Source organism: Streptosporangium roseum DSM 43021 (assembly GCF_000024865.1).
Classification (GTDB): Bacteria; Actinomycetota; Actinomycetes; order Streptosporangiales; family Streptosporangiaceae; genus Streptosporangium; species Streptosporangium roseum.
The window spans coordinates 6635176-6650582 of the sequence record NC_013595.1; the positions used below are offsets into that span (position 1 = coordinate 6635176).

15 protein-coding genes are annotated in these 15407 nt (G+C 69.9%); 4 read left to right on the forward strand and 11 right to left on the reverse strand.

Annotated elements, in window-relative coordinates; all coding sequences use genetic code 11:
- Window position 1 precedes the first annotated feature (1 nt).
- The 7 genes from SROS_RS29195 to SROS_RS46280 all read right to left on the reverse strand — a co-directional run bounded on the left by SROS_RS29195 (window position 2) and on the right by SROS_RS46280 (window position 6605).
- Window positions 2-967 carry a copper transporter gene (locus SROS_RS29195; protein ID WP_012892522.1) on the reverse strand — a complete coding sequence of 322 codons (966 nt, stop codon included), beginning with the start codon at window positions 965-967 and terminating at the stop codon, window positions 2-4.
- Window positions 964-2175 (reverse strand): putative cytokinetic ring protein SteA, encoded by a 1212-nt coding sequence (steA, locus tag SROS_RS29200; RefSeq protein WP_012892523.1) that lies wholly within the window; start codon window positions 2173-2175, stop codon window positions 964-966. The genes SROS_RS29195 and steA overlap by 4 nt, the downstream gene beginning before the upstream one ends.
- 120 nt (window positions 2176-2295) lie before the next feature.
- The gene (gene recN, locus SROS_RS29205) at window positions 2296-4008 is read right to left on the reverse strand and encodes a DNA repair protein RecN (RefSeq protein ID WP_012892524.1); all 1713 of its coding nucleotides are present in this window, start codon (window positions 4006-4008) and stop codon (window positions 2296-2298) included.
- 90 nt (window positions 4009-4098) lie between these two features.
- Window positions 4099-5004 (reverse strand): NAD kinase, encoded by a 906-nt coding sequence (locus SROS_RS29210; protein ID WP_012892525.1) that lies wholly within the window; start codon window positions 5002-5004, stop codon window positions 4099-4101.
- 25 nt (window positions 5005-5029) lie between these two features.
- Window positions 5030-5848, reverse strand: coding sequence for a TlyA family RNA methyltransferase (locus tag SROS_RS29215; protein ID WP_012892526.1), 819 nt, complete (start codon window positions 5846-5848; stop codon window positions 5030-5032).
- Window positions 5845-6018 (reverse strand): hypothetical protein, encoded by a 174-nt coding sequence (locus tag SROS_RS51280; RefSeq protein WP_165781354.1) that lies wholly within the window; start codon window positions 6016-6018, stop codon window positions 5845-5847. The genes SROS_RS29215 and SROS_RS51280 overlap by 4 nt, the downstream gene beginning before the upstream one ends.
- Entirely contained in the window at window positions 6015-6605 is a 591-nt protein-coding gene (locus SROS_RS46280; RefSeq protein ID WP_052317058.1) for a hypothetical protein, read from the reverse strand. Before SROS_RS46280 ends, SROS_RS51280 begins: the two co-directional genes overlap by 4 nt.
- Window positions 6606-6867: 262 nt before the next feature.
- Here SROS_RS46280 and SROS_RS29225 point away from each other — a divergent pair, with 262 nt between their 5' ends.
- The gene (locus SROS_RS29225) at window positions 6868-7215 is read left to right on the forward strand and encodes an SCP2 sterol-binding domain-containing protein (protein ID WP_012892528.1); all 348 of its coding nucleotides are present in this window, start codon (window positions 6868-6870) and stop codon (window positions 7213-7215) included.
- 305 nt (window positions 7216-7520) lie between these two features.
- On the opposite strand, the gene SROS_RS29230 is transcribed toward SROS_RS29225, so the two are convergent.
- Together SROS_RS29230 and SROS_RS29235 are read right to left on the reverse strand one after the other, a co-directional pair.
- Entirely contained in the window at window positions 7521-8531 is a 1011-nt protein-coding gene (locus SROS_RS29230; RefSeq protein WP_012892529.1) for an HAD-IIA family hydrolase, read from the reverse strand.
- A gap of 25 nt (window positions 8532-8556) precedes the next feature.
- On the reverse strand, window positions 8557-9006 hold the full coding sequence (locus tag SROS_RS29235) for a tetratricopeptide repeat protein (RefSeq protein WP_342632946.1): 450 nt from the start codon (window positions 9004-9006) through the stop codon (window positions 8557-8559).
- A gap of 101 nt (window positions 9007-9107) precedes the next feature.
- Here SROS_RS29235 and SROS_RS29240 point away from each other — a divergent pair, with 101 nt between their 5' ends.
- Window positions 9108-10418: a DUF1015 family protein gene (locus SROS_RS29240; protein WP_148269240.1), complete on the forward strand. Its 1311-nt coding sequence runs from the start codon at window positions 9108-9110 to the stop codon at window positions 10416-10418.
- A gap of 243 nt (window positions 10419-10661) precedes the next feature.
- Here SROS_RS29240 and SROS_RS47950 read toward each other — a convergent pair whose 3' ends face one another.
- Window positions 10662-11201 (reverse strand): single-stranded DNA-binding protein, encoded by a 540-nt coding sequence (locus SROS_RS47950; protein ID WP_012892532.1) that lies wholly within the window; start codon window positions 11199-11201, stop codon window positions 10662-10664.
- Between the two features lie 111 nt (window positions 11202-11312).
- On the opposite strand from SROS_RS47950, the gene SROS_RS29250 reads away from it, so the two are divergent.
- Complete coding sequence (locus SROS_RS29250) at window positions 11313-12239, forward strand: MBL fold metallo-hydrolase (RefSeq protein ID WP_012892533.1); 927 nt, start codon at window positions 11313-11315, stop codon at window positions 12237-12239.
- Between the two features lie 51 nt (window positions 12240-12290).
- Here SROS_RS29250 and SROS_RS29255 read toward each other — a convergent pair whose 3' ends face one another.
- The gene (locus tag SROS_RS29255) at window positions 12291-13154 is read right to left on the reverse strand and encodes a hypothetical protein (protein ID WP_245564314.1); all 864 of its coding nucleotides are present in this window, start codon (window positions 13152-13154) and stop codon (window positions 12291-12293) included.
- Between SROS_RS29255 and SROS_RS53265 the strand changes: the two genes are divergently transcribed.
- Complete coding sequence (locus SROS_RS53265; RefSeq protein WP_245564316.1) at window positions 13119-15284, forward strand: hypothetical protein; 2166 nt, start codon at window positions 13119-13121, stop codon at window positions 15282-15284. The genes SROS_RS29255 and SROS_RS53265 overlap by 36 nt on opposite strands.
- The last annotated feature ends 123 nt before the right edge of the window (window positions 15285-15407 follow it).

Below are 15407 nucleotides of genomic sequence, written 5' to 3' on the forward strand. Positions count from 1 at the left end.
GTCATCCTCCGGAGGTGGCCGTAGGGGCGGGGGGCGCACTGGGCTCGATGCCCGAGACGCCGGGGCCGATGCCGTAGTGCCCGGCAACCCCGGACAATTGCTCCCGCAGAGCGTAGACCACCACGACCCGGCCCGCGGGCATATCGAGGTTGTCGACGCTGGAGACCTTCTCCGCGACGGCGGTGTCCTCGCGGAGCGCGGCGATGGCGCCACCGGCCGCGCTTCCGGTCAGGGCGCCGGTCAGCACGGCGCCCCGTCCGCCCTCGTCCAGGCCGAGGGCCATCGACACGATCGCGCCCGCCTGCTGGGCGGCGTCGTCGCCGGTGTAGGGCTCCGGGGGGGCGATCAGCACGGCCAGGTCCGCGCGCTTGGCGGGCTGGTCGGTGATGGTGAGCAGGCCGCCGCGCTGGAAGGCTTCCAGGATCCCGGTCGCGGTGGGATTCACCTTGCCCAGCTGTGCGGGATCGCTGGTCACGATTGCACTGGCGAGCAGCACGGCCGCCTTGTCATAGGTCGTCCCCTCGACGGGGAGGGTCATGTCGGCGGGCTTGGCCTCGGTGACCAGCGCGTCGATGGAGGCCGACCGGCTGGGGTCGACATATCGGTCGGTGAGGGTGACCCTGCCGGTCACGGTCGCCCCCGACGCGACGATCACCTGCTGCGCCGTCTCACGCATGCCCGCCGTCACCCCGGGGGCCTCCACGATCACCACGCGCTCGGAGGCGAGGGCGTCCTGGACGAGCCGGGGGGTGCTGGAGGTGAGGAGGGCGTCGTTGCCCGCCTCGCGGCTCTGCAACGCCTCGACCTGGCCGCGGAGCTCGTCGTTGCCCACGCGGAGCTGGTTGGCGAGGCTCTCGGTCGCCTTGATGACGGGGTCCTCCAGGAAGCTGGTGCCCAGCACGATGCCGACCGACAGCGCGAGGAAGATCGCGACGATGGAGACGAGGTGATAACGGAAATCGATCACGAGAAGAGTCCGACCAGCCAGAAGATGAAGCCGTTCCAGCCGTCGCGGACGCTGTCGAGCCAGATCTTGCCCACCGGGGAGACGATGATCGCCACCCCCATGGTGATCAGCGTGGTGGCGACGAGCAGGAGCAGGGACGGGGTGGAGATCCGGCTGCGGTAGAGCCGGCTGACGCCCTTCGCGTCGACGAGCTTGCTGCCCACCCGGAGCCGGGTGAGGAAGGTGCTGGCCATGCCCGAACGGCCCTTGTCGAGGAACTCCACCAGGGTCGCGTGGGTGCCGACGGCGACGATCAGGTCGGCCCCCTTGTCGTCGGCGAGCAGCATCGCGATGTCCTCGCTGGTGCCGATCGCCGGGAAGATCACGGCATCTCGGCCGAGCTGCTGGACGCGCTCCAGGCCCGGCGCCCTGCCGTCCCGGTAGGCGTGCACGACCAGCTCGGCGCCGGAGGTGAGGGCCTTGGTGGAGACCGAGTCGAAGTCGCCCACGATGATGTCGGGCATGTAGCCGGCCTCTACGAGCGCGTCGGCCCCGCCGTCCACCCCGATCATGATCGGGCGGTATTCACGGATGTAGGGCCGGAGGGCGGCGATGTCCTCCTTGTAGTGGTAACCGCGCACCACGATGAGGACGTGCCGCCCCTCCATGACGGTCCGGACGTCGGGCACGCCGACCCCGTCGATCAGGAGGTCGCGCTCGCGCCGGACGTATTCCATGGTGTTCGCCGCGAAGGCCTCGATCTGGACGGTCAGCCCGGCCCGTGCCTCGACCATCGCGGCCTCGACGGCCTCGGCGGTCTGCACGTCGCCCTTGCCGACCAGCTCGTCGTCGAGGTAGACGACCCCCTCGTGCACCCGGACCAGATCGCCGTCCTTGACCCGCTCGAACAGCTCGGGACTGGCGTTGTCGACGAAAGGCACCCCGGCCTCGACGATGATCTGCGGGCCCAGGTTGGGGTAGCGGCCGCTGATGCCCGCGGCCACGTTGACCACGCTCGCCGCGCCGCACGCGACAAGCGCCTCCGCGCTCACCCGGTCAACGTCAACGTGATCGATAATCGCGATTTCCCCGGGCCGGAGGCGTTTGGTCAGCCCCTTGGTCCGCCGATCGATTCTCGCCACTGCCGTCACCCCGGGAAGGTCCGTGACCTTCCTGCGGCGGAGGTAACCGGTGAGCCTGCTCTGAAGCTCGTCAATCGGCACCTTCATCACGACCATCCTGCCAGAGCGAATGACCAGGAAAGCCAAACCCACGGCAGCATGCCAGATTCGTCACGGAAGATCCCCACGATCCTCTGCTCCCCCGAGCATCCGAAAACAGTCCTTCTTTTACGCCTTATCCGCGGCGGCGATCGAGAGAAGCTCCTCCGCATGCGCGCGACCCAGCTCGGAGTCCTCCAGCCCCGCGAGCATCCGGGACAGCTCCCGTGCCCGGCCGTCCTTGTCGAGCGCGACCACCCCGCTGCGCACCACGCTGCCGTCGCCGGCCTTCTCCACGACCAGATGCTGGTCGGCGAAGGCGGCCACCTGGGGCAGATGAGTGACGACTATCACCTGGGCGGTGCGGGCCAGGCGGGCCAGCCGCCGGCCGATCTCCACCGCCGCCTTGCCACCCACACCTGCGTCGACCTCGTCGAACACGAACGTCGGCACCGGATCGGCACCGGCAAACACGACCTCGATGGCGAGCATCACCCGGCTGAGCTCACCGCCGGAGGCGCCCTTGTTCAGCGGCAGCGGCGGCGAGGCCGGGTGCGGGGACATGCGCAGCTCGACCTCGTCGACGCCGTGCGGGCCGAAGTCGGCCGCGGCCGTCATGCCGACCACCACCCGGGCGTGCGGCATGGCCAGCGCGGTGAGCTCCTCGGTGACGGCCTGACCGAACCGCTCGGCGGCGGCGGACCGGATCCGGGTCAGCTCGGCGGCCAGCTCGGTGAGGCGGCCGGTCAGCTCCTCGTGCTCCCGGGCGAGGTCGCCGATCCGCTCGTCGTCGCCTTCGAGCTCGGCGACGCGCTGCGCCGCCTGGGCGGCCCATGCGAGCACCGCGCCGGTGTCCTCGCCGTACTTGCGGACGAGATGGGCGAGCACGGCCTGGCGCTCCTGCACGACCGAGAGCCGGACCGGGTCGGCCTCGACCGACTCGGCGTAGGAGGCCAGCTCGGTGGCGACATCGGAGATGAGATAACCCGCCTCGGCGAGCCGGTCGGCGAGCCCGGCCAGCACCGGATCGAACTCCCGCACCGCCTCGACGGCCGTGCGGGCCTGGCCGACCAGCGTGATGGCGTCCTGCATGACCTGCTCGCCGGACATGGGATCGCCCAGCAGCGCCCGGTGCGCCGTCTCCGCCGCGTTCCGGAGGGAGTCGGCGTGGGAGAGCCGGTCCACCTCCTCGCGGAGCTCGGTGTCCTCGCCCGGCTTGGGGTCGGCCTTCTCGACCTCGTCGAGCCCGAACTTGAGCAGGTCGGCCTCCTGAGCCCGCTCCCTCGCCCGGGCGGTCAGCTCGGTCAGCTGGTCGGCGACCTGCTTGTGCCGTTTGTAGGCGTGCTCGTAGGCGCGCAGCGGCTTGACCAGGTCCTCACCCGCGTAGCGGTCGAGGGCGGCCCGCTGGCGGCCGGGCTGGAGCAGCCGCTGCTGGTCCATCTGGCCGTGCACGGCCACCAGGTCCTCGGCGAGATAGGTGAGCGTGCCCACGGGGACCGTGCGGCCGCCCAGCCAGGCACGGCTGCGGCCCTCCGCGGAGACGGTCCGCGAGATGATCAGCTCCCCGTCCTCGATCTCACCGCCCACGTCCTGCACCTGCTGGGCCACCCGGCCCGCCGGGTCGACCACGAGCGTGCCCTCGACGGTGGCCTTGTCCGAGCCGGGACGGACCCGAGCGGGATCGGCCCTGCCGCCGAACAGCAGCCCCAGACCGGTCACCACCATGGTCTTTCCCGCACCGGTCTCGCCCGTGAGCACGGTGAACCCCGGCGACAGCACCAGGACGGCCTCGTCGATCACGCCGAGCCCTTGGATGCGGACCTCCTCGACCCTGGGTCGCACTGGTCCCTCCCGTCACATCGAATTCACCGAACATCAGTGCGGTGCGCGGGCACGATCCTACGCGCTTGGGACAGGAATCGCCCGGACGCGCTACGGCCGTACCCGGCCACGCCACCCCTGTACAGGGAGATCGAATTTGGCGACCAGCCTGTCGGTGAAAGGCGCCCCGGTGTCCTCCAGGCCGTGCAGCCGCGCCAGCCGTACCGGCACCTCGCCCCGGCGGACCTCGACCCGCGCTCCGGCGGGCAGATCGAAGCGGCGGCGGCCGTCGCACCACAGCACCGCCCCCGCCGTTTCCGGCTGAACCTCCAGCGCCAGCGTGGATCGGGGAGAGATCACCAGCGGCCGGGAGAACAGCGCATGGGCGCTGATCGGCACCAGCAGCAGCGCCTCCACCTCCGGCCAGACCACCGGCCCGCCGGCCGAGAAGGCATAGGCGGTGGAACCGGTCGGAGTGGCGCAGATGACCCCGTCACACCCCCAGCGCGACAGCGGCCGCCCGTCGATCTCCACGACCGCCTCGAGCATCCGGTCGCTCTTCTCCACGGTGGCCTCGTTGAGCGCCCAGGTGTCGGCCAGCAACTGGCCGTTGAGACGGGCGGTGACCTCGATGGTCATCCGCTCCTCCACGTCATAGCGGCCCTGGACCACGCAGTCCACCGTGACCGCCAGGTCCTCCACCTCCGCCTCGGCCAGGAAGCCGACGTGCCCGAGGTTGACGCCCAGCAGCGGCACGCCCGCCGGACGCGCGAGCTCGGCGGCCCGCAGCAGGCTGCCGTCACCGCCGAGCACGATCATCATCTCGGCGTCCTGGACGGCGGCGGCGCTCGCGGGCACCACGTCGGCGCCCGCGCAGGCGATCGCCTCGGCCTCGGCGTTGAGAACGCGCACGGTCAGCCCCGCCTCCACCAGGCGGCCGATCACCGTCCGAGCGGTGTCGACAGCCGCCTCCCGCCCGGTGTGGGCGGTGACCAGCACGGTGCGCTTGGTAGTCATGTTCCACTCTTTCGGGGGATAGCCACTACTGAGGGCCTTCTGCCACCGCGCGTTCGACCTCGGCGCCGATGTCCGCCACCGGGAGCGCGCCTTCTCCCTTGCCGAGCCAGATGACGTACTCCACGTTTCCCGACGGGCCCGGCAACGGGCTCGCGGTGACGCCCCGCACGGTGAGGCCGAGCGCCTGCGCGGCCCCGGCGACGTCCCGTACGGCCTGCGCCCGCAGGACGGGGTCACGCACGACCCCGCCGGCGCCGACCCGCTCCTTGCCGACCTCGAACTGCGGCTTGACCAGCATCGCGAAGTCGGCCCGCTCGGCGGCGCACAGCGTCAGGGCGGGCAGCACCAGGCGCAGCGAGATGAAGGACAGGTCACCGACGATCAGCGTGGGAGGCTCGCCCACCATGTCGGGTGTCAGGTCCCTGACGTTGACCCGCTCCATGACCGTGACGCGCTCGTCGGTCCGCAGCGACCAGGCGAGCTGGCCGTACCCGACGTCGACGGCGAGCACGTGCGCCGCGTCGTTGCGCAGCAGCACGTCGGTGAAGCCTCCCGTCGAGGCCCCCGCGTCCAGGCAGCGCCGTCCCGCGACGGTCAGCCCCCGGGGGCCGAAGGCCTCCAGGGCGCCGAGAAGTTTGTGCGCCCCCCGCGAGACGTAGTCGGGGCCTTCGGCGGCCTCGGCGACCACGATGGCGGAGGCGGTGTCCACCTGGGTCGCGGGCTTGGCTGCCAACTGGCCGCCGACGCTGACCCGGCCCGCCTCGATGAGCTGGGCCGCCTGCTCCCGGGACCGGGCCAGTTTCCGGCGCACGAGCTCGCTGTCGAGGCGCGTCCGCCGGCTCACCGCTGCCGGTCCGGGGTGCCGTCCACCGTGGCGAGTGCCTGCTCGAGCCCGGTGAACACCTCCTCGAACACGCTCACGTGCGCCGAGACGGGCATCGCGCCGAGCCGGGCGAGCCCGCCCAGCGCGGTGTCGACCCGCTCCTCGCCGGTCTCTTCCGGCAGGTCCGTCATGCGCCCCCTCCGGAGGTGCTCTTCGCCGACTTGGTGGTCGTCCGGGCACGCGGCGCGCGAGCCGCCTTGCCCGTGGACGCCTTGACCGTATCGGAAGCCACGGCGCTCGTCGCCTTGGTGCCCTTGCCCGTGCCCTTGCCCGTGCCCTTGGTCGTGTCCTTGCCGGTGTCCTTGGTCGTGTCCTTGCCCGTGTCCTTGGTCGCCTTCCGCACCCTCGCGGCCCCCTTGGCGGGCCTGCCGGAAGCGTCGCCCTGGGCCACCGTACGGCTTCCTGCGGCGGGCCCGCCGGGAGAATCGGCCTTGGCCGCCGTACGGCTCCCTGCCGCGGGCCGGTCCGAGGCGTCGCCCTCGGCCGTCGTACGGCTCCGCTCGGCCGAGACCTTCCCGAGCGCCTCCTCCGCGGAGGCGAGTCTGGCCTCCAGCTCCCCCACCCGGGCCCGCAGCCGGTCGACGTCCTCAGTGCGAGCCAGGTCGAGCGCGCCGAGCAGCCGGTTCACGTCCAGCCTGACAAGCTCGTCGAGCTGCTCCCGGTTGGCCTTGCCCGTCGCGACGAGCTCCTTGGCCATCTTGTCGACCTGGCCGGACATCTGAGACAGACCAGTCTCGCCTGAGGAGAGCAGTTCGCGAACTACCGCACGGGCTCTGCTCGTTGTCATCTCCGTGAGACCCGTAGCCGCCTGCACATATCCCCGCAGCGCTTCGAACGCCATGACAGGAGACTCCTTCCTCCGGCGCATCCCCGCGTGCCGGATCGCACGTTGTATTCATGTGGAACGCTACCGTCCGTAGGTCCAAGGGATTCGGGCCGGTCCGAACAGAGCCGGTCCGAACAGAAAGGAGCGCCACGCGATGGCGACCGTCGACGAGTGCCGGGTGGCACTGCGCAAACTCGGTGAGCAGTTCGACGAGGTTGACCAGGCGAGCCGTAGCAAACACGTGGTCGAGCGCAGCATCAGCTGCCACATCCGCGACCTCGGTGTCACCTTCTACGGCCGCATCCACCACGGTGGCCTCGGCCCCTTCGACGACTCGCCTCCCGCCGGCGGCGGACCCGCCGAGGTGAAGCTGACCATCGGCAGCGACGACCTGGTCTCCCTGGTCAACGGCGAGCTCGACATGGGACGCGCCGTGTTCAGCGGCCGGGTCAAGATCGATGCCAGCTTCGGCGACCTCCTCCGCCTCCGCAAGCTCCTCTGAACGAGCCGCTCCGGACGGTCCGGCTCCGGAGAGTGAGGGAAGAGCACGTCGGCGTCCCCAGCCAGGAGACATGCCCCCTGTCCCGGGGCATGCTCCCTCAGGGAACGCACTGACCGTCCGCCCAGGGAACGCACTGACCGTCCGCCACCGTCCCGGCGACACACCACCGCCAGGACACCCTCGCCCAAGAAACCCACGACCCCGGCGAAAAACGCACGGACGGCCCGCCACCATCAGGCGAGCCAGTCGGAGCACCCGCCCCGCCGAGAAGACCCATGGCCGTCAGGGGGCGTGGCCGAAAAGGTTCAGGGGGTGCCGCCGGAAAGGGAGGAGTCGAGGACGGCCTTCACCGCGTCCTCGTCCGCCTGCCCCTCTCCGGCCGCCTCCCACGTCGCGGCGGCGGCCGCCCGGAGCCCGTCGAGCGGATCCCCCCGCCCATCGAGGCGGAGACGGCCCTCCTCCCACCGTGCCGTCCATCCCTCACAGGCCCATCCGTCCCCGTCCCGCCGCACCTGGGGGTAGGGCCTGTGCAGGGCCGACAGGCCGGCGGCGACGTAGGTGGGCCGGTGCCGGGGGCCGGCGGTCAGCAGATCGAGAGGGCTCGCCACACCGGTCAGCACCAGCAGGCTGTCCACTCCCGCGTTGGTCGCCCCCTCGATGTCGGTGTCGAGCCGGTCACCGACCACCAGTGGCCGTCGCGACCCGGTCCGCAGCATCGACTCACGGTGCAGCGGCGGCTCGGGCTTCCCCGCGACGATCGGCTCCACCCCGGTAGCAGTGGCGATCACCCGTGTCATCGCGCCGTTTCCCGGCAGCTCGCCCCGGCTGGTCGGCATGGTCGAGTCGGCGTTGGCGGCCACGAACAACGCCCCCTGCCGCACGGCCAGCGCGCCCTCCGACAGCAGACCGTAGGACAGGCCCGGCGCGATGCCCTGCACCACCGCGACCGCACCGTCCATGGCGGTGCTGACCGGACGCAGGCCGTGCGCGCGCAGGGCGCTGCGCAGTCCCATCCCGCCGACCGTCAGCACCGCCGCGCCGGGGGCGACCCGCTCGGCCACCAGACGCGCGGCGGCCTGGGCCGAGGTGACGACGTCTTCGGGGGTGGCCGGAGCTCCGAGCGCGCTCAGGTGTTCGGCGATCGCACCCGGAGTGCGCGAGGCGTTGTTGGTGACGTAGGCGAGCCGCACACCACGCCCCGCCGCCTCACGCAACGACTCGGGAGCCCCAGGTACGGCGTCGCGCCCGAGATACACCACCCCATCGAGATCAAGGAGAAGGGTGTCATACGGGTCGATCAGCGTCTGTATGTCCACGCCTCCATTCCATCACCCACGAGGATCACATCCGGCGGGCACGTAACGTGGCACGGACGCTTTTCAGCGCCGTCACGTAGTGCCGCTGGTCGGGACGCATGGCCGCGGCGATGGCCAGCGGCTCCTGCGCTGCTTCCATGTCTCCGGTGCGCCACAGGGCGAGACCGAGACCGAAATAGGCGTAGTCCTCGGCCGGATTGGCGTCGACGATCCAGCGGAAACTGTCAACCGCTTCGGCGTACTGCCGGGAGTTGAACTGGGCGCGGGCGAGCGCCTCTCGAATACTCCGTGATTCCGGCTCGGCGTCGGCGGCACGCTCCAGCAGCGCGACAGCCGCCGCCGGGCTCCCCTCTGCCAGGAGCTTCATCCCTCGTTGGAACCAGTCATAGACGTCCCCGGCCGGAGCGCCCGTCTCGGGGCTGGGGGAATCAGACGGACCGCTACGTCCTTGGACCATACGTGAGGCCTCCTTCATCGACAGACGACAGATCTGACCGATTTCCTGACGGCCCGGGCACCACCGCGCCATCGGAGCGGTCCCTGGACGTTTCAGGCCTTTATGGCAGCATGCCCCCTATGGCGAATCCTGAACTGCCGGTACCCGACGGGCTGGTGCTACGCCCGTTCCGCGGTGTGAGGTTCACGGTCGACGATCTGGCAAAGGTGACCTCTCCGCCCTATGACCTGGTCGAAGAAGCCGACGTGCGAGACTTGCTCGACTCACATCCCAACAACGTGGTGCGGCTGATCCTTCCCGGCGCCGACCGCCACCGGTACGCCGAGGCTCGGGAGACTCTTCAGGCCTGGCTCTCCTCCGGTGTGCTGGTGCCCGACGAGACGCCCGCCGTGTACGTCTACGAGCAGACCGGACCGGGGATCCTGCAGCGAGGGCTCATCGGCGATGTGGGCCTGGCGGGTCCGGAGCAGCAGGTCATCCTGCCGCATGAGGACGTCATGCCCGGACCGGTCGCCGACCGGCTGGCCCTCATGCGCACGACCGAGGCCAACCTGGAGCCCATCTTCCTCCTCTACGAGGGCGACGGCGGCGCCGCCACGCTCCTCGTCGACCGGATCGCCCTCTCCCAGCCGCCACTGATCGAGGCGGAGACCCGTGACGGGGTCAGGCACCGGCTGTGGGCCGTCACCGATCCCCAGGAGCTCGCCTCCCTCAACGCCGATCTCCGTACCCGTCAGGCCCTCATCGCCGACGGTCACCACCGCTACGCCACCTACCTCGCCCTCCAGCACGAGCACCACACCCTGCAGCGGGAGCACCGAGACTCGGCCGGGGCGACCGCTCCCGAAGGCCCCGTGAACCCGGGTCCCTGGGACTTCGGCCTGGCGCTCCTGGTGGACTCCACCTCCTATCCCCCGGATCTGAAGGCCATCCACCGGGTCATCGCGGAACTACCGCTGGAGGAGGCACTGGCCAAGGCCAAGGGCGCCTGGCGGGTGCACGAGCACGCAGACCTTGCCGAAGGGCTGGCCGCGTTGAAGGACACCACCGGCCCGGCCTACCTGCTGTCCGCCGGAGGCCCGGCGCATCTCCTCACCGACCCCGACCCCGTCCAGGTCGAACACGCCATGCCCGCCCACCGGTCCGCCCGCTGGCGTGCGCTGAACACCTCCGTTCTCTCGGAGTTCCTGCTGCCGAAGGTCTGGGGAATGAACGACGACGAGCGTTCGGTGCGCATCGTGCACCATGACCCGGAGACGGCGGTACGGCTGGCGCAGGAGTCCGGAGGGACCGCGGTGCTGCTGAACCCGTTGACGGTCGACGATGTGCTCGCGGTCGCGGCTCAGAGGGAGCGAGTGCCCCGTAAGTCCACCTCTTTCGGCCCCAAGCCCCGCACCGGACTGGTCCTGCGCACGTTCGCCTTCGACTGATCCGCGACTCCTGCCGAGCGGTCGTACGGCGAGCGGTTGCCCGGCTCCGGCCGAGCGGTCGTACGGCGAGCGGTTGCCCGACTCCTGCCGAGCGATCACAAGACAAGTGCTCACCCAGCTCAGGCCGAGCGACCGCCGGACAAGTGGTCACCCGGCTCAGGGCGCATACCTGTGAGAGCGACGGCCACCCGGCTCCGGCCGAGCGATCACAGGACAAGTGGCTGCCCGGCTCCGGCCGAGGGGTCATCTCAAGGACGGCACCTCCACACGTCGCAGCACGGGTGCCGGCGTGTTTCCCTCAGCAGCATGGGGCGGCTCCAGATCTACGGCCGTGAGCCCTCGATCCTCCCCTGCCATAGCGGTCCCGGTCTCTGCCGGACCGGTCTCGGCGTGGGTAAGCGACCGCACTGGCCGGGGCGGGACGGGGATCGGAGCCTGACCTTCCTCGTCAGCGGCCAGGACCACGGTGACCCGGCGTTCGAGACGTCTCACCGAGCGGACCTCGACCTCGTAGCCCGACGACTTGGATCCCTCACTCCCCCACCATCGGCGGCGCAGGGAGCCCACCACCTCGACCATGTCGTCAGGCAGCCATTCGGCCACGACCACGGTGACCTCGGGCTCGAACGACACACACGGGATGGTGTCGACGCGCGTCCCGCGGCCGCGCTGCTGCCGTCGGACGATCACTCTCCAGCTGCCGAGGGTGCTCCCGCTCTGCAGCGACCTGATCCGCACCGCCTCGGGCAGACGGCCCACCAGGACGACCTCATTGCGATCCATCGAATCCTCCTCCGATCTCTGCCGATCGAGGACGACTCTTTACGATGTGAGCTATGCCAGGATGGCCCGAACGCCGTTCTGGGGACGCTGGTTCCAGTTCTGAGGTGGCCTGTGGACAACATCACCGCCCTCGGCGGCGACGTCTATGAGATCGACACGAGAATGGCCGGATACTCCGGCATCACGGCGGGATATCTGATCCTCGGAGACCGTCCCTGCCTGGTGGAGACGGGCACCTCCACCTCCGCCCCGGTGGTGCGTGACGCCCTGACCTCATTGGGGGTCGGTCCGGGCGATCTCGCCACTGTCGTCGTCACACACATCCATCTGGATCACGCGGGCGGAGTCGGCGACATCGCCGGGTTCTACCCGGAAGCGGAGATCGTGGTCCATGAGAAGGGAGCGCGGCATCTCGCCGATCCGTCCCGGCTGATGGCCAGTGCCCGGATGGTCTGGGGTGACAAATTGGACACCCTGTTCGGCGAACTGTCCCCCACGGAGGCCTCACGGATCCGCGCGCTGGGAGACACGGGGGCCATCGACCTCGGCAACGGGCGCACGCTGAACAGCCACTACTCTCCCGGCCACGCCAAGCACCACGTGGGGCTGATCGACTCGGGCACCGGCGACCTCTACGTCGGAGACGCCGCCGGCGTCTACCTCCCGCAGACGGGCGACCTGCGCCCGGCCACTCCGCCGCCGGACTTCGACCTGCAGATCGCGCTGGACTCGATCGGCCTGTTCCAGGCGCTCGGCCCGCAGCGGCTGCTGTTCAGCCACTACGGCCCGGTCACGGACGTGGATGAAACCCTGGGACGCTCGGCGGAGGAGCTCCGCGTCTGGGTCGACCTGACCCGCCAGGCCCATTCGGAAGGCATGGACCTGGACCACGCGGTGGCCATGGTCAAGGAGAGGACGCAGGAACGCTACGCGGCGCTGAGGGCCGACGACGCGACCGCTGAGCAGTTCGAACTCCTCAGCGGCGCCCCGTCCAACGTGGCCGGAATCCTTCACTGGCTGAACCGGGTGCAGCCGTAGAAGGCCTTCCGTCTCGGGTGAACAGACTGGTTCACCCGAGACGGAACGCAATCACTTCTTCTTCTCGGCCTTGTCCTCGTCCTCGTCATCGCCGTCGACATCCGCGGGGTCGTCGAGGATGTCACCGAAGTCAGGCTCGATGAAGGCCGGCCCGACACCGGCTTCGACCTTCTCGCCGGGCTTGTCCTGGACCTTCTCCTCGACGGCGGGAGCCTCGTCGTCACGAAGCTCGTCAATGAGGGGCTCGTTCTCGTCGAGCTCGTCCTCGGCCTCGATCTCCGCGTCGAGAGTGGCGACATCGTCAATCTTGATGTCCGCCTCGTCCTCGATGTCCTCGTCCTCGTCCGCGTCCTCGAACTCGTCGTTGACCTCTACGTCTTCGAGATCGACATCGAGCTCATTGTCGACGTCCTCGTCGTCCTCGTCCTCTTCGAGATCCTCGATGACCGCACCGGTCAGCTCCGCATAGCGCTCGGCCGCGTCGGTCTCCCCGTCCTCGTCGAAGGCCATGGCCCGGCCGAACCATTCGGTGGCGGGCTCCTCATGGCCGGCGTCGGCCAAAGCATCGGCGTAGGCGAAGGCGAGGCGTGCCGACCAGGGCTGCGGACGGGTGTCGCGCAGCTCCGGCAGACGCTGCAGGGTGATGACCGCGGCGTCTTTCTGGTCAAGGTCCCGGCGGGCGCCAGACTCCACGATGGCGAGCTCGATCTTGCCCATCCGGTCGAGACGCTCGGCCTCCTTGGAACGGACCAGATCGAGGGCCCGCTCAGGACGGCCGAGGCCGCGCTCGCAGTCCGCCATGATCGGCAGGAACGCGTCGGAGCCCGTCATACGACGCGCCGCGCGCAGATCGCTCAGCGCCTCGGCGAAGTGCCCGGCGTGGTAGGCGGCGATGCCGACGGCCTCGCGGATCACACCGATCCGGGCAGCGAAGCGACGGGCCACCTTGGTGTGCTCATAGGCCTGCTCTGCGTCGCCCTCACCGAGGGCACGCTCAGCCGCCACGAGATGGCGAGAGATCAGATCGGCAAGGTCGAGCGGGAGGGAACGCAGTTCCTCCCTGACCTCCTTGTCGAGTTCCTCCGCCGTGATGTCCGGAGCGAGAGGAGGCAGCTCCTCACGCTCTCGGCTCGGCGCCTCGTCATGGCCGGTAGGCCGGTCGTCTCGGCCGTAACGGGCACGAGAACCTTCGCCTTCACCGCGGAATCCGCCTTCACGGGCACCGAAAGGCCGCCCACCACGGTCGTCGCGGTTGAACGGGGGTCGCCCGCCGCCGTCACGCGAACCGTACTGGCTACGCGCCTGGTCACGATCCCCGTAGGAACGACGCTCCCCACCACCGGGACGGTCATCACGGTTGAACGGAGGCCGCCCACCACGGTCATCGCGATTGAACGGGGGTCGCCCGCCGCCGTCACGCGAACCGTACTGGCTACGCGCCTGGTCACGATCCCCGTAGGAACGACGCTCCCCACCACCGGGACGGTCATCACGGTTGAACGGCGGACGCCCACCACGATCGTCACGATTGAACGGAGGCCGCCCACCGCCACCGCCACCGGGACGGTCATCACGGTTATACGGGGGTCGCCCGCCGCCGTCACGCGAACCGTACTGGCTACGCGCCTGGTCACGATCCCCGTAGGAACGACGCTCCCCACCACCGGGACGGTCATCACGGTTGAACGGAGGCCGCCCACCGCGGTCATCGCGGTTGAACGGAGGCCGCTGACCACCATCACGGTCACCGTAGGAACGACGCTCCCCACCACCGGGACGGTCATCACGGTTGAACGGCGGACGCCCACCACGATCGTCACGATTGAACGGAGGCCGCCCACCGCCACCGCCACCGGGACGGTCATCACGGTTATACGGGGGTCGCCCGCCGCCGTCACGCGAACCGTACTGGCTACGCGCCTGGTCACGATCCCCGTAGGAACGACGCTCCCCACCACCGGGACGGTCATCACGGTTGAACGGCGGACGCCCACCACGATCGTCACGATTGAACGGAGGCCGCCCACCACGATCGTCACGATTGAACGGCGGACGCCCACCACGGTCATCGCGGTTGAACGGAGGCCGCTGACCACCATCACGGTCACCGTAGGAACGACGCTCCCCACCACCGGGACGGTCATCACGGTTGAACGGCGGACGCCCACCACGATCGTCACGATTGAACGGAGGCCGCCCACCACGATCGTCACGATCGAACGGAGGCCGCCCACCGCCACCGGGACGGTCATCACGGTTATACGGGGGTCGCCCGCCGCCGTCACGCGAACCGTACTGGCTACGCGCCTGGTCACGATCCCCGTAGGAACGACGCTCCCCACCACCGGGACGGTCATCGCGGTTGAACGGCGGACGCTGACCACCATCACGGTCACCGTAGGAACGACGCTCCCCACCAGGACGCCCACCACGGTCGTCACGGTTGAACGGCGGACGCTGGCCGCCGTCACGCGAACCATAGGAGGTGCCGCGGGACTGGTCGCGGTCGCCGTAGGAGCGACGCTCCCCGCTGTCACGCGGCCCGGAGGGACGCTGGCCCCCGTCGCGAGAGCCATAGGAGCGCTGACCGCCACCGCCTGGACGGTCGTCACGATTGAACGGAGGCCGGTCGCCTCCACTGCGGCTGTCGCGGTAACCGCCGGCCGGACGGTCGCCTCGATCGCGAGAACCATACGACCCGCCCGAACGCCCCTCGCGGCGCTCGCCATATCGAGGGCCGTCTCCCGGACGCCCTCTGTCGCTACCTGCGCGATCGCCGCGGTAGCCTCCCTGACCGCCAGATCCGCGGTTCTCGCCTTCGTCGCGCCGGCCCGCGCCGTCACGCCCGTTATCACTGTTCACTTCTGGTCCATTCGTTTGCTCACTCGGCGAGCGCGTCCTCTTCTTACCTGCATGGGACGATTCGCTGTGCGGGCGGTCTCCGGCCGCGGGGTGCGCCCCGTTCGCTATCGCTGCCCCGCCCTATCGTGGTCTAGCGCGACGAAGGCCACCCTCAGTGGGGGTGGCCCGGCTCCTCCAGCCTAGCAAGTCGCCCAAAGTCCGTACGCCTTCTGCCTACGTAGGTGCGGATTGATCACATACATCGGAGTGAGCGCGAACCAACCAAGATCAAGAATCTCTGGTGTTCGATCAGGCCGTCACTGCTCC

Bases quoted from the DNA above. Each gene is read 5' to 3' on its own strand.
- steA (WP_012892523.1), bottom strand. From the start codon at position 2,175: ATGAAGGTGCCGATTGACGAGCTTCAGAGCAGGCTCACCGGTTACCTC.
- SROS_RS29210 (WP_012892525.1), bottom strand. From the start codon at position 5,004: ATGACTACCAAGCGCACCGTGCTGGTCACCGCCCACACCGGGCGGGAG.
- SROS_RS51280 (WP_165781354.1), bottom strand. From the start codon at position 6,018: ATGACGGACCTGCCGGAAGAGACCGGCGAGGAGCGGGTCGACACCGCG.
- SROS_RS46280 (WP_052317058.1), bottom strand. From the start codon at position 6,605: ATGTCCGGCCAGGTCGACAAGATGGCCAAGGAGCTCGTCGCGACGGGC.
- SROS_RS29225 (WP_012892528.1), top strand. From the start codon at position 6,868: ATGGCGACCGTCGACGAGTGCCGGGTGGCACTGCGCAAACTCGGTGAG.
- SROS_RS29235 (WP_342632946.1), bottom strand. From the start codon at position 9,006: ATGAAGGAGGCCTCACGTATGGTCCAAGGACGTAGCGGTCCGTCTGAT.
- SROS_RS29240 (WP_148269240.1), top strand. From the start codon at position 9,108: ATGGCGAATCCTGAACTGCCGGTACCCGACGGGCTGGTGCTACGCCCG.
- SROS_RS47950 (WP_012892532.1), bottom strand. From the start codon at position 11,201: ATGGATCGCAATGAGGTCGTCCTGGTGGGCCGTCTGCCCGAGGCGGTG.